Here is a 20,393-nt window from a genome sequence, read left to right on the forward strand (position 1 = left end):
GGAGTCCGTGTACTGGACTGTTCCTGCTGAACCCTGCTTATTGAACTGCGAGGCTTATTGAACTGCGAGCGCCGGTTCTGCCGCCTTCCGGGATTTCCTCGACTGGGCGAACCGCAGATACAGCGACGGCACTATGAACAGGTTGAGCAGCGTGGAGGTCAGGAGTCCGCCAAGAATGACCACGGCCATCGGGTATTCAATCTCATGGCCGGGAACATCCCCCATGATGACCAGCGGCACCAGGGCAAGCCCGGTAGCCAGGGTAGTCATCAGGATTGGTGACAGCCGTTCACCGGCACCCCGCAGCACGAGCGAGCCGCTGAACGGAACCCCCTCAATCCTTTCCAGGTGCTGGCAGTGGCTGATGAGCAGGATGCCGTTCCGTGCTGCGATGCCCATGACCGTCAGGAACCCAACGAGCGAGCCAAGCGACAGGACCCCGCCGGTGAAGTATGCGGCCAGGACCCCTCCCACGAGAGCGATGGGCAGTGTCAGGAGGGCCAGGATGGCCAGGCGCCAGCTGCGGAACGATGCCTGCAGGAGCACGAGAATCAGGATCAGCGCTGCAACAGCGAATATCGTGAGTCTCTCTGTGGCAGCCTGCCGCTCCGTGTATTCGCCCAGGAGCTGGACGCTGTAGCCGGCAGGCAGATCCAGCGACTCCAGGCGTTCCTGCAGCTCCGTCACAACGCGGCCGAGGTCCGCCCCGGCGTCGATGAAGGATCCCACCTCTACCCTGCGTGAACCGTTCGTGCGGTCGATGAGGTTCGGGGTGGGCTGGACGCTGACGTTGGCCACGTCCGCTAGGCGCACGCGTTTCCCGCTTGGCGTATCGATGGGCAGCTCCTGGATGGTGGTGACGCTTGCCCGCGTCTCGGGGGTGCTCCAGACCTGGACGTCGTAGGCCCGGCCGTCGCGGAAGACGTCGCCCACCTCTTCACCGGCCACCAGCGTCGCGGCAGCGCGCCGCACGTCCCCTGGCTTGAGGCCGTACTTCTCCGCCGCGGCAAGGTTAACCTTGACCGTGATCTGCGGGACGTCAACTTCCAGGGAAATGTGGGGATCATCGGTCCCCTTCACGTCGCTGAGGACTTGCTTGACCCGCTGGGCCTGCTCGCGCAGTACGTTGAGGTCGTCGCCGTAAACCCGGACCAGGATGGGTTCGCTGGCACCCGTCAGGACCTCTTCAATCCTTTCCTTCAGATACGTCTGCACGTCGCGGTGCAGGCCGGGGTAGCCGTCCACGACTTCCTGGACGGCGGCAACTGTCTGCTCGTAGTTCGCGTGGCGGTCGATGCTGATCCAGTGTTCACCGGCATTCACACCAACGATTTCGTCCGCCTGGAAGGCCTGGCCGATGTGCGTTCCGCAGTTAAGGACGCCGGGCACCTTGAGGAACGCCGCGCAGCCGCGCTGGGCGATGCGGTACTCCTCCGCTGCCGACGTGCCGGGTTCCGATACCCAGTGCATCAGGAAGTCGCGTTCCTTGAACGTGGGGAACAGCGACTGCCCGAGCAGCGGGGCGATCGCCAGGCCGACCAGCGCAAGAGCCCCGAAGCCGGCATAGCCATAGCGCGGCCGGTTCATGATGCGGGACAGGACCGCGTGGTACCCGCGTTTGAGCACCCGGACCAGCGGCGGGTCGAGTTGTTCCAGCTTTGCCCTGGCCAGCAGGATCAGGGCAAGGGCAGGCGTCACGGTAAGCGCCACGAGCATCGAGGCAAGGACCGCCAGTGTGTAGGAGACGGCAAGGGGTCTGAAGAACACTCCCGTGAGCCCGTCCAGGAAAAAGATGGGCAAGGCGGCAACCACGATGATCAACGTGGCGTAAACGATCGGGCTGCGCATTTCCAGGGAGGCTTTCAACACCACGGACGCCGTCGACTCGCCACCGCCGCGGCTGCGGTGCTGCCGCAGGCGGCGCATGATGTTTTCGACGTCGATGATCGCGTCGTCGACAACCACCCCCACCGCAATGACCAGCCCGGCCAGAATCATCGTGTTGACCGAACCGCCGGTGAGGTACAGCACCATGATGGCGGTGAGGAGGGAGAGTGGAATGGCGATCAGGCTGATCAGTGCGGTCCGCCACTGGAACAGGAACGCACTCAGGATCATGACCACCAGCAGGCAGCCCAGCAGGAGTGCGAGGCTGAGGTTGGAGATGGCCTCCTCGATGAAGCTCGCCGGCCGGAAGATGGTGGTGTCGAACGTGATGCCGCTCAGGCCCGGCTGGAGTTCATGCAGGGCCTCCTCAACGCCCTTGGTCACGTCGAGCGTGTTGCCCCAGGGGAGCTTCTCGACAATAAGCATCAGTCCGTGGCCGTTGTTGATGACCGCGTCACCGATCAGCGGCTGATGGTCCTCGACCACCCGCGCCACATCGCCCAGGTGCAGGGCTGTGCCGTGGTCTTCGCGGATGGTCACCCGGGCCAGGTCCGCGGGGCTCGTGATGGGCTGGACGTGACGGATGCTCATCCGCTGGTTCGGGCTCCCCACGAAGCCGCCGGTGCCGATGAACTTCCCGGGGGAGTACTGCAGCAGCCCGGCGTCCACCGCCCCGGCCGTTACCTCCATGACCTGGTTGAGCGAGACGTTCTTGGCTTTGAGCCGCTCAGGCTGGACCTGCACCTGCAGCATCTGGAGCCGTTCACCCCAGATGGCGACATTGGCCACGCCCGGTACCCGCAGCAGCCGGGCCCGGATAGTCCAGTAGGACAGCATGGACATCTCGATCATGGACCGCTTGGACGACGTCATCCCGATTTTCATGACGCGGCTGGTCGAAGACAGCGGCTGCAGCATCACCGGGGGCGCGGCCCACGTCGGCAGGGCCGCCGTCACGGCGGCCATCCGCTCCGAAACCTGCTGCCGTGCGTTGAGCAGGTCTGTGCCCTGCTTGAAGATCAGGATGATCGAGGACAGCTGTGGCACGGATTTTGACCTCAGCTCATCCAGGCCGGGCATGCCGGAAAGGGATGCCTCGATCGGCACGGAGACAAGTTCCTCCACCTCCTGGGCGGTCAGTCCCAGGCACGCGGTCTGGATTTCGACCTGCGGGGGCGCGAACTCCGGGAAAACATCCAGGGATGCCTTACTGAGCTGGACGGATCCCAGCAGCATCACCACGCAGGCGAGGGCAACAACAATCGTCCTGAACCTGAGGCTGATTCCTACTAGCCACCGCATGTCAACTCGCTACGTCCAGTTCAGCGCCGAACAGCTCTTCCGCCCCCAGGGTGACCACAGTTGTGCCGGGGGCCGGACCGTCGCTGAGGGTGGCCAGGTCGCCGTCAATACGCTCCACGGCGATGGACTGGCGGACGTAAACCCGCGGACCGGCAATCGTATAGACCCAGGTTTTCCCTTCGCTGTCGTAGAGGATCGCCAGGTAGGGGACGGTAAGTTTTCCACTCTTGGGATCCCGTTTCGTCGTCGAGGTCTGGATGCCGATGTTCCCGGCGGCGTGTTCGTTGAGTGTGATCCGCTTCAGGTCGGTCCCGGGCACCTCCTCAAGACTCGCGGCCGCATCGCCGGCGGCCGGAGTCTCTGTCGGGTGCTGGCTGCAGGCCGGCAGTGCCGGCGTGAGGAGACCCAGGACGATAAGAACCATCAGGCCGCGCACCCGCGGCGAGGTCGTTGTCATGATGCATTCCGGCTTTCAGGCGCCCGACCGGGCTTCAGCGACTTCTGCTTGCGTCGTTGCCGTCCGCGTCCCTGCCCGGCTGCGTTCGAAGCGAAGCAGGATGGCGGGAAGCACGAACAGTACGAAGAGGGTGGTCGTCAGCAGGCCGCCCCAGATGATGATGGCGATCGGCTGGATGACCTCAGTGCCTGTCACACCGCCCAGGAGAACGAGCGGGAGAAGGGCGACGGCGGTGGTCACCACCGTTGCGAGGGTCGGCTTGAGCCTGTCGCGCGCGGCGCGGACCACGAGGGCGGGCCCCGCGGCTTCGCTGTCGCTGGCCCGGAGGGCCCTGACCTCGCCGGCGAGCAGCAAGGAGCCGCGGACTGCGATGCCCAGGACGGCAGAGAACGCGACAAACGCCGCCAGGTAGTTGGCTCCGCCGTCGGCCAGGGCGGCAATGACGGCGCCTGACAGGGACGCGATCAGGCCGAGGAAGACGGCGGCTGCCAGCCGCCAACCGCCCAGCGCTGTCTGCAGCAGCACCAGGATGCCGAAGGCAGCGACGCCTGCAAGCAGCCACAGCCACTGGAAGGCGGATTGCTGCTGCGCGAACCGGGTGAGGATCTCCGCGTGGTACGCCACCGGGAACTGGATCTGCTGCAGGCCCCTTTCGATATCCTGCTGCACATCAGCCAGCCCGCGGCCCTGGATGTCTGCCATTACGTCCACGCGGCGGGAGGTGTCGTCATGCAGAATGACAGCATCGTTTGGAACGATGCTGACCTCGGCAACGTCGCCAAGACGGACGTGCCCGCCCTGCGGGGTGTCAATCAGCAGCTCACGGACGCTCGTGAGGCTGTTCCGGGTTGCGGGCGTTCCCTTGACCACCACGGAGAAGACCTTCTGCTGCTCGTACACGTTGCCCACTTCGATGCCCTGCAGCAGCGCAGCGGCTGCGCGACGGACATCGCCCGGGATGACGCCGGCCTTTTGGGCTTTCGCCAGGTCCACCTTGACCTGGACGGTGGGCTGCTCGACGGGGGCATCGACGCGGGGATTCACCACACCGGCCGTGTGCGCGAGAACCTGCCGAACTTCTTCGGCCTTGGCCCGCAGGGTCGCCATGTCCACGCCGTAGACCCTGACGCCGAAGCCGGAGTCAGCAGCGGCCCGGATCTGGTCGATTTTCTGTTGCGGGTAGGTGGAGACCGTTGCGCTCAACCCCGGGTACCCGGCAACGACCCTTTGTACGTCCTCAAGGGTGCTGGAGTACGAGGCATCCTTTGCCACGCCCACCCACAGCTCCCCGGAGCTGATGTCGCCCACCTGGTCGGACGTTACGGCCCGGCCAACCTCGGCGGCCACATTGGAGACGCCCTGCACGGCGCGCAGCTCGCGGGCGGCGGCATCGGTGATCCGCACCATCTCCTGGTCGGAGGTGCCCGGGGCGGCACTCCACTGGACCACCAGCGTGTTGTCTGCCAGCACCGGCACCACCGGGTGGTTGGGGACCAGCTGCGGCGCCAGGGCCAGCGTTGCCAGCGCCATGACCGCCGCGGCGGCGAGGACCAGCGCGGGCCTGCCGGGCCGGCGGGACAGCGTCCGCCCATAACGGAGGCGGAGGCGCTGCATGACCTGGCGCTCGCGGCCCGGGCCCGCGGATGCCGGCGGCAGGAAGAACGCAAGGGCCGCCGTCACGGTGAGCCCCACGACCATGGCGACCGCCAGGGCGAGCAGGTAGGCGAGTACGAGGGGCGCGAACATGGCGCCGTTCTCGCCGGGCACGAAAAGCAAGGGGAGCACGCTCAGCGCCATGATCAGCAGCGCGTAGAACAGCGACGTGCGGACCGGCCGTAGCGCACCCGCGAGCAGGGCGGCCCTCGAATCCCCAGAGTCCGTTCCTGTGGATGCCCGGTATGCCCTGGCGGCACAGTTCAGGTCTTCCGCCACATCCCCGATGATGACGCTCAGGGCGAGGATCATGCCGGCGAAGACCATGGTGTTCAGCCCGGTCCCGCGCAGGGTCAGCAGCAGGGCCGCCGCAATGAGGGAGAGCGGAATGCTGATCAGGCTGATGAGTGCGCTGCGCCAGGACCGGAAGATCAATCCAAACGCCACAGCCACCAGCAGCAGCGACACGAGCAGCGCGACACCCAGGCCGCCCATTTCCTGTTCGACAAACGACTCCTGCCGGTACACGCTGGTGTCGACGGTAACCCCCGGCAGCCCGGGCTGGAGTCCGCGCAGGGTCTCGTCAAGCCCACGCGTCACATCCGCGGTGTTGGTTTCCGGGAACTTCTCAATCACCAGCAGCAGCTCGGCGTCCTGGCCGGGCTGCGCATCACCGATCAACGGCTGATGATCCGTCTGGACCTGGGCGACGTCGCCAAGGAGCAGTTTGCTGGAGGTGCCCTGGAGGCTGACTTTGCCGAGGTCCTCGGGAGTGGTGATGGGCAGGACGTGCTGGACTCCCAGCCGCTGGTGCCCCGTCTCCAGGAAGCCGCCCGTGCCCGGCGTCGAAGCCTCAAGGTAGCTCAGCGGCGACACCCACACGGAGTTGCCGGTTGTCCTGATGACCTGGTCCAGGGTGACGCCCTTGGCCTCCAGCTGCTTGGGGTCCACGAGCACCTGCAGCTGCTGGTCGCGCTGGCCCCAGATGGAAATGTTCGCGACGCCGGGAACGGCCAAGAGGGCGGGCTTCATGGTCCACCGCGCCAGCACGGACATGTCAATGGGCGACATGTCCTTCGACGTGAGCCTGACCATCATCACCCGGCTGGTGGAGGACAGCGGCTGCATGAGCACAGGTGCGGCAGACACGTTGGGAAGCGCCCTCGCCTGCGTCAGACGCTCGGCGACGAGCTGGCGTGCCCGGAACATGTCCGTCCCCGGCTGGAAGACCAGCTGGATGGAGGACAGGCCGGGAAGCGACTTCGAACGGATCGCCTCCACCCATGCGACGCCGTTCAGCAGGTCGGCCTCCATGGGGGACGTGACGAGCTGTTCGACTTCGGCAGCGGAGAGACCCAGGGCCTCGGTCTGTATCTCGACCTGCGGCGGTGCGAACTCGGGGAAGGCGTCAACCGGCATGCTGGGCAGCGCGGTGAAGCCGTACCCGAGGACGCCCGCAGCAACTACCAGGACAAGGATCCTGAACTGCAGGACCCAGCCCAAAACCGCCCCCATCATGGCCGATGCACCGCCAGCCTGCGCGCGGTAGGCTCCGCGTTGCACGAAAGGCCGGGGGGCCGGCCGGGCCGACGGCGATGTCGGTGTTGGCCGGGCAGTTCAGCGGGTTTGGGCGTTTCAGAAAGTACTGCATGCCGGTTCACGTTCAGATCTACGCTGAGGTGAACGGGGTATAACGTTTCATCAGCAAAATAAGTGCTCACGGCGCGGCTCCATTGCGTTTGCCATAGCGCCCCCCAAACGTCTAGCAGAATGATGGTCCCAGGCAGGGGACACGTCAATGCCTTGGGCAACCTTCTTCCGCGGGAGTCCTCCCTCAGCGGCCCGCAATGAGCCCTGCGACCCGGACCAGCTCCTCCTCGAGATTGTAGAAATGGACCGCCAGCCGGATCGTGCCGGCCCGGACGGACACAACCACGTTCGCGTGGCGCAGCCGGGCCATGACGGCGTCCGGATCGTCCACCGGAACGGCGATGATGGTGGACCCGTGCGGTTCGGGGAAGGAGCGGAAGCTGACGCCCTCCGCCTCCAGCGCGCTCCGCAGATGGAGGGCAAGCCGCGCGTTGCGTTCGAGGACCGAGCCGAGACCGAACCGGTGCAGGACAGCAAGCGCCGCCTGGTCGGCCAGGGCGGGAAACCAGGCCAGCGAAGCGTCCAGTTTCGACGCCGTCGGTGACAGGTCCATGTCCGGACCAAGGAAGCTTTCCAGCGGCAGCCGGGCAGCCTTCCAGCCCGGCACAACGGGGTGAACACGGTCGATCAGCCCGGGGCGGACGTAGAGGTAGCCCATGCCCCGCGAGCCGAGCAGAAACTTGTGGCTTGCAGCAGCGAGGAAGTCGACGCCGTCGCGCACCACGTCCAGGGGAACGGCACCGGCGGCCTGGCACGCGTCGACGAAAAACCAGGCGCCCGAGCCGGCCGCTATTCGGCTGATGGAGGCGAGATCCGCCCGGAATCCGGTGACGGGGTGCACGGCGCTGACGGCAATCAGCCGGGTTCCGCCGTCGGCCGCCCGGCTGAGCGCTTCGGCCGGCACCACATCCCCTTGCGCGGCGACAGCCCGCACGTCGTAACCGCGCTCCCGAAGCAGGAGCCACGGGTAGTAGTTCGACGCGAATTCGTTCCCGGATACCACGACGTTCTCCCCGCTTCCGGCGGGCGGCAGATTGGCGGCCACAATCCCCGCCGCCGTGCTGACGGCGGGGACGATGGCAATGTCTGCGGCTGCGGCACCGACGATCGCCGCGAACATGCCGCGGGCGTCCTCCCCGGCCTGCTCTGCTTCCATCCAGTCGAACCGCCCTGCTGACCAGCGCTCGAGGGCCAGTTGGTAGGCCTCCCTGGCGGGCGCGCAGCCGACACACATGGTGGCAGTGTTCAGGTAGATGGTGTCCTGGAGCCCGGGGAAAAGCCCGCGGATGTCGCCGATGTTCATTGCGTGTACCTTCAAAGTCACTACTGTTCAGCTACGCCACAGGTGACGGCCCTCCCGGTTCCACGAAGCGCTGTGTCCGCTCAATCTCGGCAACCTTCGGGTCGGTTTCATCGGCGCCGTAGTCAGACCGCCGCGTCTTGTCCTCCCCCTGGGGCACCTTCAGCGCGCGCAGCACCAGCGTGAGTACGACGGCGACCAGCAGGTTAAGCACGAACGCGGACACGGCGATATACACGGTGAAGCCGGTCCCGGGGACGGGAGCAATGGAGCCGCCGAAGTGTGCGTGCGTGACGGGATTGATGACGTTGTACGCCGAGGCGGTGCCGAAGGCGATGCCCACGGCCCAGCCGGCCAGCAGCGCCCAGCGGTCAAACCACCGCGTGTAGAGGCCTGCCACGACGGCCGGGAAGGTCTGCAGAATCCAGATTCCGCCGAGCAGCTGCATGTTGATGGCCGCGGACTGGTCCATGGCGATGACGAAAATCAGCGCGCCCACCTTCACCACGAGCGAGACAATCTTGGAGACCTTGGCCTCGGTCTTGGGGTCGACTTCGGGCCGGAGGAAGTCCCGGTAGACGTTGCGGGTAAACATGTTCGCTGCCGCAATGGACATGATCGCTGCCGGCACCAGCGCCCCGATGGCGATGGCAGCAAGGGCCACCCCTGCGAACCAGGCGGGGAAGTGGTCCAGGAACAGCTGCGGCACCACAAGCTGGGGGTTGACCGACCCGTTCAGGTCGATGGGCTTGGTGCCTGCCTTAATGGCCACGAAGCCCAGCAGTGCGAGGAAGCCGAGCATCAGGGAGTACAGCGGCAAAATCGCGGCGTTGCGCCGGATCGTGTTGCGGCCCTTGGACGCGAGCACGCCGGTGATGGAGTGCGGGTACATGAACAGAGCCATGGCCGATCCGAGCGCAAGCGTCCAGTAGGCCGAGTAGTTCGCGCTCGACGGAATGAACACCCCGCTGGGCTTCCCCGTCGCTTCGTTCACGGTGTCCAGCTTCGTCTTCGCCGCCCCGAAGATCGCGTCCCACCCGCCGAACTTGATCGGCAGGTAGATGACCGCCACGATCACCGCCAGATAGATGAGCAGGTCCTTGACGACGGCGATCATCGCCGGCGCCCGCAACCCCGAAGTGTAGGTGTAGGCGGCCAGCACGACGAACGCCAGGATGAGCGGCAGGTCTGTGAGCAGCACGTTCTCGGACCTGCCCAGGCCAAGTACGGTGAGGACCGCCTTGATGCCCACGAGCTGAAGGGCGATGTACGGCATGGTGGCCACAATGCCCGTGACGGCGATGGCGAGGGACAGCCACCGGCTCCCGTAGCGTCCGCCCACGAAGTCCGCCGAGGTGACGTAGCCGTGCCGGTGGGACACCGACCACAGCCGGCTCATGATGATGAAGATGATCGGATAGAGAACGATTGTGTACGGGACCGCGAAGAAGCGCTGACGGCACCCGTGGCCCACATGGCGGCCGGAACAGCAACGAACGTGTAGGCGGTGTAGAGGTCGCCGCCCAGCAGGAACCACGTGATCCATGTCCCGAAGCCGCGTCCGCCAACATTCGTCGAGGCTGTGCAGTCCCTCGCTCTCTGCCGTCCGGCGCCACCGGGCGGCCAGGAAGCCCATGACGGCAACGACGACAAAGAGCAGCACCACGATGATGAGGGCGATCCAGTTGATCTCGCGCCCGTTCATGGCCGCTCATCCCCATCCAGTGAGTGGCCGTCCGCGGCATCGCCGTCGGGGTCGGCAGCACCCGCGCGGGCTGCTGCCCGCCGTCGTCGGTCCTCCGTGTTCACCAGCCAGTACGCCACGCCGCTCAAGGCGGCGGACATGGGAACCCAGAGCAGCTGGTACCAGTAGAAGAACGGCATGCCGCCCAGCGTCGGCGCATAAAAGGAGTAGGTCTGCGGCATGAGCGGGAGCAGGATGGCCGCGGAAAGCAGTACGCCGGCGATGACATACCGCCCGCGCCGGGCCCGGCCACGGGTTGCCGTGTTGCGGGTAGGCAGCCCGGCGTCCGGGGGAGCCCCGTGGACGGGACGCTGCTTCGGGTCAGGACGATCTTGATGGGACACCCGGCGACCTCCTTGTCAGCCCGTCTCCCGGACTCCGGGCGGCCCGGACATCGGGTCACCGGAGAGCGGTGAGGCGGAGGTTACAAATGTTGCCCTCCAGTTCCTTTGTACGCCCGTCAGCGGCGCCCGGGAAGAGCGTGGACATGGCGTAACAGTCGGTAACGCGCCGGTCTTTCTTGGTCATCTCCAGTGTGTTTTCCCGGCGGTTTTTCCCGGAGCCAACGCCGATGCCCTGCCCGGGGAGGCTCTGCCGGGCCCAGGTGCGGGTTTAGGCGTGGGGCACATTGCCGCCGTTCAGCGAGAAACGAAAAAACCCCGGGAATCCATTGGATTCCCGGGGTTTTCCCTCTGTGCGCGGAGGGGGACTTGAACCCCCACCCCCTTTCGAGGACTAGCACCTCAAGCTAGCGCGTCTGCCATTCCGCCACCCGCGCAGGTGGATTTCGGAGGTCTCACTCCGCCTTTCAGCGGTTCGCTTCTCTCCGAAGCAGCGAGAAAAACTCTAACACGAACTTTCCGGAAAGATGGAATCGAGTCGACTGGGTAGGCTGAACCCGGGTGTTCCGGCAGGCGAAAACCGCCATAACCCGCAAGAATTCGCGTTTCCCCCGCAATAAGGAGTGATCAATGACACAGATCCGGCCAGAGGATGAAGTCGTCACCATCTGCCAGGAGCTCATCCGCATCGATTCATCCAACTACGGGGATGGCTCGGGTCCCGGCGAACGCGCGGCGGCCGAATACACCGCAGGCCTGATCAGCGAGGTGGGGCTGGACGCGGAAATCTTCGAATCGGAGCCAGGCCGGGCCAGCGTGGTCACCCGCATGGCGGGCGAGGACCCCTCCGCCAGCGCCCTCGTGGTCCACGGCCACCTGGACGTGGTGCCCGCCCTCCGTGAACAGTGGTCCGTGGACCCGTTTAGCGGCGAACTCAAGGACGGACTGATCTGGGGCCGCGGCGCGGTGGACATGAAGGACATGGATGCCATGATCCTGTCCGTGCTGCGCAACTTCGCCCGCACGGGGCGCAAACCCAAGCGCGACATCGTCTTCGCGTTCTTTGCCGACGAGGAGGCCGGCGGCGTGCACGGCGCCCAGTACGCGGTGAAGCACCGGCCCGAGCTGTTCGAGGGTGCCACCGAGGCCATTTCGGAAGTGGGCGGCTTTTCGACGACCATCGGCGGCCAGCGCGCCTACCTGCTGCAGACGGCGGAAAAGGGCATCTCCTGGCTGCGGCTCGTGGCGCACGGCCGCGCGGGCCACGGCTCGCAGATCAACACCGACAATGCCATCACCCGCCTCGCCGGCGCCGTGACCCGCATCGGTGAGTACCAGTGGCCCATCGAGCTGACCGCCACCACGCGCCAGTTCCTGGACGGCGTGACGGAACTGACCGGCGTCGAATTCGATCCCGACAACCCGGAGCTGCTGCTGAAGGAACTGGGCACGGTGGCCCGCTTCGTGGGTGCCACCCTGCAGAACACGTCCAACCCGACGCTGCTGGGCGGCGGCTACAAGCACAACGTCATCCCCGAGTCCGCCGAGGCCCTCGTGGACTGCCGGACCCTCCCGGGCCAGCAGGACCAGGTCCTGGAGATCGTCAAGGAGCTGGCGGGCAGCGGCGTCGACGTCAGCTACGTGCACAACGATGTTTCCCTGGAGGTGCCGTTCGCCGGCAACCTGGTCGACTCGATGATCGACGCGCTGCACTCCGAAGACCCGGGCGCGAAGGTTCTCCCGTACACCCTGTCCGGCGGCACCGACAACAAGTCACTCTCCAAGCTCGGCATCACCGGCTACGGCTTCGCGCCCCTGCAGCTGCCGGACGACCTCGACTTCACGGGCATGTTCCACGGAGTCGACGAACGGGTCCCGGCGGAATCCCTGAAGTTCGGCGCCCGCGTCCTGAACACGCTGCTGACCAACTACTGAGGGTCGCGGTGGAACCGGAACAGCTGCTGCCTGACAGCCTGCTCGAACGGATCCGCGGCCGGGCTGCGGAGTACGACCAGCAGAACCGCTTTTTCACGGAAGATCTTGAGGAACTCGCCGCCGCCGGGTACCTCAAGCTTTTCGTGCCGGCGTCCGACGGCGGGGCGGGCCTTGGCCTGGAGGCTGCGGTCCGCTGCCAGCAGCGGCTGGCGACGGCGGCTCCCGCCACCGCGCTGGCCGTCAACATGCACCTGGTCTGGACAGGGGTGGCGCGGGTCCTCGGCGAACGGGGCGATTCGTCCCTGGGCTTCGTGCTGCAGGAGGCCGCGGCGGGGGAGATCTTCGCGTTCGGCAACTCGGAGGCCGGCAACGACTCGGTTCTGTTCGATTCACTGACGGAGGCAAGGCCACTGCCGGACGGCGGGTACTCGTTCACGGGCACCAAGATCTTCACGAGCCTCTCACCTGCCTGGACGCGCCTCGGCATCTTCGGCAAGGACCTTGCCGCACGCGACGGTGAAGGTGAACTGGTACACGGGTTCATCGGCCGGGACACGGCGGGCTACCGGATCCTTGAGGACTGGAACACGCTGGGCATGCGCGCCAGCCAGTCCAACACCACCATCCTGGACGGTGCAGTTGTGCCGCCCGGCCGCATCTTCCGAAAGCTTCCGGTGGGTCCCAACGCGGATCCGCTGATCTTCGCGATCTTCGCGTGCTTCGAGACGCTGCTGGCCGGTGTCTATGCGGGCATCGGCGAGCGGGCCCTCGTGCTTGCCGTGGAGGCCGCCCGGCGCCGGACTTCATTCAAGAGCGGCGGCCGGAGCCTTGCGCAGGACCCCGATATCCGGTGGAAGGTGGCCGAGGCAGCCCTCGCCATGGATGCGCTTTACCCGCAGCTATCGGTGGTGGCCGGCGACGTGGACCGTTTGGCGGACCACGGCAGCCAGTGGTTTCCCAGGCTCGTGGGCGTCAAGGTCCGGGCAACGGAAACGGCGCGCACGGTGGTGGACCTGGCCATCCGGGTCGCCGGCGGCTCCAGCTACTTCCGCGGTTCCGAACTGGAGCGCCTGTACCGGGACGTCCTGGCCGGCATGTTCCATCCTTCCGACGACGAGTCGGCCCACAACACGGTGGCCAATGCCTGGCTGGGCCCGCTCGAAGACTAACCGCAGGCAGCATGAAGCGGGCGCGCACCATCGCGGTGCGCGCCCGGAGGGCCGGAGCGGCCTAGACGGTGCGCTGCACCTGCGTGACCCGGCGGCGAAGCCAGAAGCGCCTGCCGCCGCCCAGGTACAGCCTGCTGCGCTCGAGTTCCCACTTGCCGTACTCGGAATGTTCCACGAGCCGGCGCCGGGCTTCGGGCAGGGAATCCTCAGGACCGACGGTCAATACGAGGTACTCGTATTGCCGTGCATAGTCCCGTTCCCGCAGGACCGAGCTGGTCAGAAAATGTTCCTTCATTGCTCTCCATTTTCGTCCTTTTCCCGCTAACGTGAAGGCATGAGCATCGATCCGCGTGTCGCGCTTCAGTCCTTGACTGCCGCTTTGGAAGAACACCTTGCAGCCGCCTCGGCCCGCCGCGGGGATGGTGACCCCTCAGTGGAGGCGGCATTCTTTGCAGTTGCCGATGCCTTCGAAGTCTATGAGGACGCCCTCTATGAGGCCTACAACGAAGTGACGCCGCTCCAGGTTTTCGATGACGAGGAAGACGAAGAGGAAGAGGGCGAAGTCGACGACGAGGATCTCGAAATCGTCGAGGAGTAGTCCTAGCGTCGAGGAGTAGCCCTAGACCAGGCTGCTGGAGACATCCTCGAGCGCACGTGCAATTTCCGCCGGCAGCGGCGTGAGCTGGGCGTCCAGGATTTCCTTGAGCTGGACCGGTGTGCGCGCACCCACGATGGCGGTGGCCACTCCGTGCTGCGACAGCAGCCAGCTGAGCGCCACATCCAGCGATGAACGGCCCAGTCCGCGCGCCGCCATGGCAACAGCCTCGACCACCTGCGACGAGGGCTGCTCAAGGTACGGTTCCACGTAATTGGCCAGCCGCGTGCCGGCGGCCCTGGAGTCGGCGGGCACATGACCGCGGTACTTGCCGGTGAGGACGCCGCGGCCCAGCGGTGCCCACGCCATCAGCCCCAGGCCGGCATCCTCGATGGCCGGCACCAGCTCCGTCTCGGGCCTGCGGCGAAGCAGTGAGTACTCGGACTGGTTGGCCACGAGCGGGAATCCAGCGATGGCGGCGGCCTTGGCGGTCTGCCAGCCGTTGTAGTTGGCGATTCCCGCGTAGCGGGCCCGTCCGCTGCGGACGGCGAAGTCGAGGGCGGACAGCGTCTCCTCGAGCGGGACGTTGGGGTCCCACGCCTGGGCGAGCCAGAGGTCCACGTAGTCGGTGCCGAGCCGCGCCAGGCTGGCATCCAGCCCGGACAGCATGGCATTCCGTGATGCGTCCACGCGCTGCCGCCCGTCCGACGGCGACACCCCGGCTTTGGTGGAGATGACCACTTCCGTACGGGAGACGACGTCGCCCAGCATCGACCCGAGCATGGCCTCGGCCTGGCCGTCCGCATAGGAGGCCGCGGTGTCCACGAGCGTTCCGCCGGCATCCACGAAAGTGCGCAGCAGCTCCGAGGCATCCTGTTCGTCCGTTTCACGGGACCAGGACATGGTGCCCAGGGAGAGGGAGGAGGCGCGGAGCCCGCTGTTGCCGATGTAACGCTGCTGCATAGCAGCTAGCTTACGGGGAAACCACCTGCATCATGGCGTAGGGTCTTAGCGTGAACTGGATTGAAGCGGCCCTGCTGGGTCTTGTGCAGGGACTGACCGAATTCCTACCGATTTCATCGAGCGCCCACCTCCGGATTGTGGGCTCCTTCCTGCCGAATGCGGCGGACCCCGGGGCGGCCTTCACCGCCATCACGCAGCTCGGCACGGAGACCGCCGTCATTGTCTACTTCTGGCGGGACATCGTCCGGATCGTGAAGGCCTGGTTCGGCTCCCTGACCGGACGGGTATCGCGCCAGGACCCGGACGCCCGGATGGGCTGGCTGGTAATTCTGGGCAGCCTGCCCATCATCGTCCTGGGCCTGCTGTTCCAGGACCAGATCGAATCAGTCCTGCGGAGCCTGTGGATCGTTGCCACCATGCTGATCGTCTTCGGCCTGATCCTCGCCGTGGCCGACGCCGTCGGCAAACAGGACCGGGACCTCTCCAGGCTCACCTATAAGCACGGCATCCTCTACGGCTTTGCCCAGGCCATGGCCCTGATTCCGGGCGTTTCCCGCTCCGGCGGCACCATCACGGCCGGACTCCTCATGGGCTACACGCGTGAAGCCGCCGCCCGCTACTCCTTCCTCCTTGCCATCCCCGCGGTTTTCGGCAGCGGCCTGTACCAGCTCTTCAAAGTGGTGGCCAAGGACGGCGTGAGCGGCCCGTTCGGCCTGGGGGAGACAGCCCTGGCGACCGTGATTGCGTTCGCAATCGGCTACGTCATCATCGGCTGGTTCCTCAAGTTCATCTCAACCCGCAGCTACCGGTTGTTTGTTTGGTACCGCATCTTCCTGGGCCTCGCCCTGTACCTGCTGCTCGGTTTCAATGTCATCAGCGCCTAGCACTAGGCTTGGTCTGTGAAGTCCTGGATCTCCCGCCCCGTGCCTGTCCTGCCGGGGGAAATGCCCGCGCTCCGCTTGTTTGACACAACCGCAGGCCGCGCCGTAACCCTGAACGCCGATGGCGAAAAGTCGATGTATGTCTGCGGAATCACCCCGTATGACGCGACCCACATGGGTCACGCTGCCAGCTACATAGCCTTTGACCTTTTGAACCGCGCCTGGCGCGACGGCGGGCAGAAGGTTGCGTACGCCCAGAACATCACGGACGTCGATGACCCGCTGCTGGAACGTGCCGAGGCTACCGGCGTCGACTGGCGTGAACTGGCCGAAAGCCAGATCGAACTTTTCCGCACTGACATGGAAGCCCTCAACGTCATTGCCCCCGACCATTACGTGGGTGCCGTCGAAGCCATGCCGCTGATCGTCCCGGCGGTTGAACGGCTCCTGCACCAGGGACTGGCCTACCGCGTCAACGGCACCCCGGGCGAGCCCGACGGCGACGTCTACTACGACGTCGAAGCTGCCAGCAAGCACGCCGTCGGCGTGGACGCCTGGACCCTCGGCGCGGTCTCCGGACTGCCGGAAGCCGAGATGCTGGAACTGTTTGCCGAACGGGGCGGCGACCCCGGCCGGGCAGGCAAGCGCCAGGCACTCGACCCGCTGCTGTGGCGTGTGGCCCGCAACGGCGAACCCAGCTGGCCCGGCGGCGAGCTGGGGGAGGGCCGGCCCGGCTGGCACATCGAGTGCACCGTTATTGCCCAGAAGTACCTCCCCGCTCCCTTCACCGTGCAGGGCGGCGGCTCGGACCTGGTCTTCCCGCACCACGAAATGGGCGCCGGACACGCCTACTCACTGTCCGGAGTCCCCCTGGCGGAACACTTCGCGCACGCCGGCATGGTGGGCCTGGACGGCGAAAAGATGTCCAAGTCCAAGGGCAACCTGGTCCTGGTCTCCAAGCTGCGCGCCGCCGGCGAGGACCCCGCGGCCATCCGGCTGGCCATCCTGGCGCACCACTACCGCTCCGACTGGTCCTGGACGGAGGAAGGCTTCGGGCAGGCCAAGGCACGCCTCGAACGGTGGCGTTCGGCGCTGGCCGCCGCGCCGGCCGGAACCGCTACGCCACTGATCAGGCAGATGCGCGAGGCCCTGGCCAACGACCTGGACGCCCCGTCAGCCCTTGCCGCCGTCGACCGCTTTGCCGACGCTGCCCTTGACAACGCCGCCCTTGATGACACGGACAGCGCGTCGGAAGCAGACCAGGCTTTGGTGCGCGACGCCGTCAACGCGCTTCTCGGCGTCGAACTCTAACGCCCGTTTCGACGGTTCCCTGCCCGCACGACGTTCCGCAACGTCTGACGGGCAGGGAACCGTCGAAACGGCGGAGCTTGTCCTAGGGCTTGTCCTTGCCCCGCCGCTTCAGGTAGCGCTCAAACTCGCGTGCGATGGATTCGCCGCTGGCCTCGGGCAGGTCGGCGGTGTCCTTCGCCTCCTCCAGCTGCCGCACATACGCGGCGATTTCGGGGTCTTCGGTGGCCAGTTCGTTGACGCCGCGCTCCCACGCCTCGGCCTCTTCGGCCAGCTCGTGGGTGTCCAACGGAACCTGGAGCAGCTCCTCAATCCGGTGCAGCAGCGCCAGCTGTGCCTTGGGTGAGGGTGCCTGGGCCACATAGTGTGGCACCGCGGCCCAGAGCGAGACTGTGGGAATGCCTGCGAGCAGGGATACCTCGGACAGTACGCCCACGATCCCCACTGGCCCTTCATACTGCGACGCTTCGAGGTTAAGCCGTTCCCGCAGCGCGCCATCATCGGTGGAGGTGCTGACCGGGATGGGGCGGCTGTGCGGCACGTCCGCCAGCAGCGCTCCCACCAGGACCACGTAGTCGACGTGGAGTGCCTCGGCATGGACGAGCAGTTCCGCGGTATAGGCGCGCCACTTGTAGGACGGTTCGGTGCCCTGGATGAAAATCACGTCAACGTTGGTGCCGGGGGCGCTGGCCTTGTAGATCCGCGTGGACGGCCACTTGATCTTGCGTTCGCCGGAGGCAGTGCGGCGGACGGTGGGCCGGGTGAACTGGAAGTCGTAGTACTCGTCGGCGTCGATGGACGCGACCTTCTTCCCGCCCCAAAGCTTGTTGAGGTAACGGAGCGCATCACTGGCGGCTTCCCCCGCGTCATTCCAGCCCTCGAACGCAGCCAGCATCACAGTAATGCGCTGACCTTCGGGAACAGGCTGCAGCAGCTGCTCCGTCTCAGGCGCGGTGCCCGGTTCGTTGGTGTCTCCCTCGAAGCTATTCATCCCTTCACCCTACGTCCACAAGCGATGCTGTTGCATAGAACGAACCGCCGCAGATCCGGACAAAGCCCATCTCCGCGGGTCGTCCTCCCGGTCATCCCTGCTGGTCACCCCTGCGGGTAAGGGGCGCGGATATTCGCCGACGGCGTACGCCCGGGGCCCAGGGCAGGGCGCCGCCGGGCAGCCCGGTACAGTGGAAAGCATGGAATCTGCCGCCACTCAGCCCTTGCTCAAAGCCGTTTTATGGGACATGGACGGCACCATCGTTGACACAGAACCGTATTGGATCGAGGCCGAACACAACCTTGTCGAGGCCTACGGGGGGACGTGGTCGCATGAACAGGCCATGCAGCTCGTGGGGCAATCGCTGGTCCACTCGGCCGGCATCCTCCAGCGCGCCGGCGTGCGCCTGGAGATCCGCGAGATCATCGATACCCTCACCGCGCAGGTGATCAGCCGCGTCCGGGAGAACGTGCCGTGGCGTCCCGGGGCCCGGGAGCTGCTGGATGAACTTTTCAGCGCCGGCGTGCGTTGTGCCCTTGTGACCATGTCAGAGGCACCGCTGGCCCGCGAGATTGTGGCGAGCCTTCCCCGACCCTACTTCGAATTCCTCGTTACCGGCGACACCGTAACCGAGGGCAAACCGCACCCGGAGGCGTACCTCAAGGCTGTGGACCTCCTGAAGCGGCAGGACCCCGAGCTCACCGTAGACCACTGCGTGGCGCTGGAGGACTCTGAACCGGGTGTTGCCGCTGCCGTGGGATCGGGAGCCGTGACCGTGGCTATTCCGCACCTGGTGCCACTGCCGGAGGACGCCCGGAGGACCACGTGGGACACCCTCGCGGACCGCTCGGTGGCCGAACTCGAGGAGCTGGTAAGGCTCCGCCTCGGCTCGTGCGAACCGGCGGCAGCCTTCGAGAACGTCAACTAAGGAGCCCGGAACGTGTCTGATCCCGCGGGATCCGGTCAGCAGCCCCGAAACGTGCAGACCCCAAACGTGCAGACCCCCAACGGCCGCCGGGAGGGAATCCCGCTCGGCAGGATCGCCGGCATTCCCATCATCCTGGCCTACTCCTGGTTCATAATCGCCGGCTTCACGGTGATTGTGTACGGACCGGTGCTGCAGCATGGCAACCCGTCACTGGGCATCGGGGCGTACTACGTGGCGTTCGCCTACGCGCTGCTGCTCCTGCTGTCGGTGCTCGTCCATGAGCTCGCGCATGCGCTGACCGCCAAGATCTACGGCTGGCCCAGTGAGAAGATCGTGCTCAACCTCTGGGGCGGACACACCCAGTTTGAAAGCTTCACTGCAACGCCCGGACGGTCAGTGCTGGTAGCCATGGCCGGGCCTGCCGCCAACTTTGTGCTCGCCGGGGCGGCGTGGCTGGTGATCTCCGCGGGCGGACTGTCCGGCGTGGCGGACACCCTCCTGAACATCTTCTTCTGGGCGAACCTCGTGATCGGTATATTCAACGTCCTGCCCGGGCTGCCGCTGGACGGCGGCCGCCTGGTGGAATCCGCGGTCTGGAAGGTCACCGGCAGCCACGCCAAGGGCACAGTTGCCGCGGGTTGGGGCGGCCGGATCATCGTCATTGCCCTGGGCCTGTGGTTCCTTGTCCGGCCGCTGCTCAGCGGAGACGTCCCGGACACCAGCATGCTGCTCATCACGATCCTGGTCGGCGGTTTCCTGTGGATGGGCGCCTCAGCGTCGATCCAGCAGGGCCGACTGCGCAGCAGGCTCCATCTGGTAAGCGCCGCCGCACTGGCCGAGCCCGCCGTCGGCCTTCCCGAAACCGGTAGCGTCAGCGACGTCCTGAACGTGTCTGCAGGCGGGCGGACCGCCGTCGTGCTTTGCGCTCCCGACGGCAGGCCCAACAGCGTTGTGGACCCCGCGGCCCTGGCCGCTGTGCCCGCCGCCGTGGCCGGCACCACCCCTGCCGGGGCGGTGGCCTACCCGCTCGGCGCCGGCGCCTACGTGCCGGAATGGTCCAAGGGCCAGGAGCTGCTCCAGTACCTGGCGCAGCTCGAAGGACACGACTACGCAGTGGTCGACCACAACGGCCTGGTGACCGGATTGCTGCGGCAGTCCACCGTGGTGACGGCCATAACAGGCAAGGCCCCCCGCTAAAACACGCGCCGGCACGGCCGGAACCGGTAGAGTTACGTGCCGGTCGTGAAATCGGCAGCGGGTGCACGGCGCCCTGCCCGACCGCCACGGTG

17 protein-coding genes and 1 tRNA gene are annotated in these 20,393 nt (G+C 66.3%); 7 read left to right on the forward strand and 11 right to left on the reverse strand.

From position 1 onward, the window contains the following. Window positions 1-54: 54 nt before the first annotated feature. The 8 genes from ACFVTE_RS20925 to ACFVTE_RS20960 all read right to left on the reverse strand — a co-directional run bounded on the left by ACFVTE_RS20925 (window position 55) and on the right by ACFVTE_RS20960 (window position 10,771). Complete coding sequence (locus ACFVTE_RS20925) at window positions 55-3,189, reverse strand: efflux RND transporter permease subunit (protein ID WP_387103872.1); 3,135 nt, start codon at window positions 3,187-3,189, stop codon at window positions 55-57. A gap of 1 nt (window position 3,190) precedes the next feature. Beyond that, window positions 3,191-3,646, reverse strand: coding sequence for a hypothetical protein (locus ACFVTE_RS20930; protein WP_387103875.1), 456 nt, complete (start codon window positions 3,644-3,646; stop codon window positions 3,191-3,193). Window positions 3,647-3,661: 15 nt separating this feature from the next. After that, window positions 3,662-6,817, reverse strand: a complete 3,156-nt coding sequence (locus ACFVTE_RS20935) for an efflux RND transporter permease subunit (protein WP_387103877.1) — start codon at window positions 6,815-6,817, stop codon at window positions 3,662-3,664. 316 nt (window positions 6,818-7,133) lie between these two features. Then, on the reverse strand, window positions 7,134-8,252 hold the full coding sequence (locus ACFVTE_RS20940) for an aminotransferase class V-fold PLP-dependent enzyme (RefSeq protein ID WP_387103880.1): 1,119 nt from the start codon (window positions 8,250-8,252) through the stop codon (window positions 7,134-7,136). A 31-nt stretch (window positions 8,253-8,283) separates the two neighbouring features. Next, window positions 8,284-9,954 carry a sodium:solute symporter gene (locus ACFVTE_RS20945; RefSeq protein ID WP_387103883.1) on the reverse strand — a complete coding sequence of 557 codons (1,671 nt, stop codon included), beginning with the start codon at window positions 9,952-9,954 and terminating at the stop codon, window positions 8,284-8,286. Then, window positions 9,951-10,337, reverse strand: coding sequence for a DUF3311 domain-containing protein (locus ACFVTE_RS20950; RefSeq protein ID WP_387103887.1), 387 nt, complete (start codon window positions 10,335-10,337; stop codon window positions 9,951-9,953). Before ACFVTE_RS20950 ends, ACFVTE_RS20945 begins: the two co-directional genes overlap by 4 nt. A gap of 55 nt (window positions 10,338-10,392) precedes the next feature. Then, a complete protein-coding gene (locus ACFVTE_RS20955; RefSeq protein WP_387103890.1) occupies window positions 10,393-10,521 on the reverse strand; it encodes a hypothetical protein in 129 nt (42 codons plus the stop codon). A 167-nt stretch (window positions 10,522-10,688) separates the two neighbouring features. Beyond that, window positions 10,689-10,771: transfer RNA gene (locus tag ACFVTE_RS20960), tRNA-Leu, on the reverse strand. A gap of 193 nt (window positions 10,772-10,964) precedes the next feature. Here ACFVTE_RS20960 and ACFVTE_RS20965 point away from each other — a divergent pair. Beyond that, window positions 10,965-12,269, forward strand: a complete 1,305-nt coding sequence (locus ACFVTE_RS20965; RefSeq protein WP_387103892.1) for a M20/M25/M40 family metallo-hydrolase — start codon at window positions 10,965-10,967, stop codon at window positions 12,267-12,269. Between the two features lie 8 nt (window positions 12,270-12,277). After that, window positions 12,278-13,438, forward strand: coding sequence for an acyl-CoA dehydrogenase family protein (locus ACFVTE_RS20970; RefSeq protein WP_387103893.1), 1,161 nt, complete (start codon window positions 12,278-12,280; stop codon window positions 13,436-13,438). A gap of 61 nt (window positions 13,439-13,499) precedes the next feature. On the opposite strand, the gene ACFVTE_RS20975 is transcribed toward ACFVTE_RS20970, so the two are convergent. Continuing rightward, complete coding sequence (locus ACFVTE_RS20975) at window positions 13,500-13,733, reverse strand: DUF5703 family protein (RefSeq protein ID WP_387103896.1); 234 nt, start codon at window positions 13,731-13,733, stop codon at window positions 13,500-13,502. Between the two features lie 39 nt (window positions 13,734-13,772). Between ACFVTE_RS20975 and ACFVTE_RS20980 the strand changes: the two genes are divergently transcribed. After that, window positions 13,773-14,036 (forward strand): hypothetical protein, encoded by a 264-nt coding sequence (locus tag ACFVTE_RS20980; protein WP_387103899.1) that lies wholly within the window; start codon window positions 13,773-13,775, stop codon window positions 14,034-14,036. Between the two features lie 21 nt (window positions 14,037-14,057). Here the strand turns inward: ACFVTE_RS20980 and ACFVTE_RS20985 are convergent, their stop codons facing one another. Continuing rightward, window positions 14,058-14,996 (reverse strand): aldo/keto reductase, encoded by a 939-nt coding sequence (locus ACFVTE_RS20985; protein ID WP_387103901.1) that lies wholly within the window; start codon window positions 14,994-14,996, stop codon window positions 14,058-14,060. A gap of 50 nt (window positions 14,997-15,046) precedes the next feature. Here ACFVTE_RS20985 and ACFVTE_RS20990 point away from each other — a divergent pair, with 50 nt between their 5' ends. Then, complete coding sequence (locus tag ACFVTE_RS20990) at window positions 15,047-15,880, forward strand: undecaprenyl-diphosphate phosphatase (RefSeq protein WP_387103903.1); 834 nt, start codon at window positions 15,047-15,049, stop codon at window positions 15,878-15,880. A gap of 15 nt (window positions 15,881-15,895) precedes the next feature. Continuing rightward, on the forward strand, window positions 15,896-17,188 hold the full coding sequence (gene mshC, locus ACFVTE_RS20995) for a cysteine--1-D-myo-inosityl 2-amino-2-deoxy-alpha-D-glucopyranoside ligase (RefSeq protein ID WP_387103906.1): 1,293 nt from the start codon (window positions 15,896-15,898) through the stop codon (window positions 17,186-17,188). Between the two features lie 82 nt (window positions 17,189-17,270). Here mshC and ACFVTE_RS21000 read toward each other — a convergent pair whose 3' ends face one another. Continuing rightward, window positions 17,271-18,176 carry a PAC2 family protein gene (locus tag ACFVTE_RS21000; protein ID WP_387103908.1) on the reverse strand — a complete coding sequence of 302 codons (906 nt, stop codon included), beginning with the start codon at window positions 18,174-18,176 and terminating at the stop codon, window positions 17,271-17,273. A 199-nt stretch (window positions 18,177-18,375) separates the two neighbouring features. On the opposite strand from ACFVTE_RS21000, the gene ACFVTE_RS21005 reads away from it, so the two are divergent. Together ACFVTE_RS21005 and ACFVTE_RS21010 are read left to right on the forward strand one after the other, a co-directional pair. After that, the gene (locus tag ACFVTE_RS21005; protein ID WP_387103911.1) at window positions 18,376-19,104 is read left to right on the forward strand and encodes an HAD family hydrolase; all 729 of its coding nucleotides are present in this window, start codon (window positions 18,376-18,378) and stop codon (window positions 19,102-19,104) included. A 51-nt stretch (window positions 19,105-19,155) separates the two neighbouring features. Beyond that, window positions 19,156-20,301 carry a site-2 protease family protein gene (locus tag ACFVTE_RS21010; RefSeq protein WP_387103939.1) on the forward strand — a complete coding sequence of 382 codons (1,146 nt, stop codon included), beginning with the start codon at window positions 19,156-19,158 and terminating at the stop codon, window positions 20,299-20,301. The last annotated feature ends 92 nt before the right edge of the window (window positions 20,302-20,393 follow it).

It is taken from the genome of Arthrobacter sp. NPDC058097 (genome assembly GCF_042884885.1).
Taxonomy (GTDB): Bacteria; Actinomycetota; Actinomycetes; order Actinomycetales; family Micrococcaceae; genus Arthrobacter.

What these genes read in the sequence shown, in the direction of transcription:
- ACFVTE_RS20965 (WP_387103892.1), top strand. Translation starts at nt 10,965, where the DNA reads ATGACACAGATCCGGCCAGAGGATGAAGTCGTCACCATCTGCCAGGAG.
- ACFVTE_RS20925 (WP_387103872.1), bottom strand. Translation starts at nt 3,189, where the DNA reads ATGCGGTGGCTAGTAGGAATCAGCCTCAGGTTCAGGACGATTGTTGTT.
- ACFVTE_RS20940 (WP_387103880.1), bottom strand. Translation starts at nt 8,252, where the DNA reads ATGAACATCGGCGACATCCGCGGGCTTTTCCCCGGGCTCCAGGACACC.
- ACFVTE_RS20935 (WP_387103877.1), bottom strand. Translation starts at nt 6,817, where the DNA reads ATGATGGGGGCGGTTTTGGGCTGGGTCCTGCAGTTCAGGATCCTTGTC.
- ACFVTE_RS20980 (WP_387103899.1), top strand. Translation starts at nt 13,773, where the DNA reads ATGAGCATCGATCCGCGTGTCGCGCTTCAGTCCTTGACTGCCGCTTTG.
- ACFVTE_RS21000 (WP_387103908.1), bottom strand. Translation starts at nt 18,176, where the DNA reads ATGAATAGCTTCGAGGGAGACACCAACGAACCGGGCACCGCGCCTGAG.
- ACFVTE_RS20975 (WP_387103896.1), bottom strand. Translation starts at nt 13,733, where the DNA reads ATGAAGGAACATTTTCTGACCAGCTCGGTCCTGCGGGAACGGGACTAT.
- ACFVTE_RS20955 (WP_387103890.1), bottom strand. Translation starts at nt 10,521, where the DNA reads ATGACCAAGAAAGACCGGCGCGTTACCGACTGTTACGCCATGTCCACG.
- ACFVTE_RS20985 (WP_387103901.1), bottom strand. Translation starts at nt 14,996, where the DNA reads ATGCAGCAGCGTTACATCGGCAACAGCGGGCTCCGCGCCTCCTCCCTC.
- ACFVTE_RS21005 (WP_387103911.1), top strand. Translation starts at nt 18,376, where the DNA reads ATGGAATCTGCCGCCACTCAGCCCTTGCTCAAAGCCGTTTTATGGGAC.
- ACFVTE_RS20945 (WP_387103883.1), bottom strand. Translation starts at nt 9,954, where the DNA reads ATGAACGGGCGCGAGATCAACTGGATCGCCCTCATCATCGTGGTGCTG.
- ACFVTE_RS20930 (WP_387103875.1), bottom strand. Translation starts at nt 3,646, where the DNA reads ATGACAACGACCTCGCCGCGGGTGCGCGGCCTGATGGTTCTTATCGTC.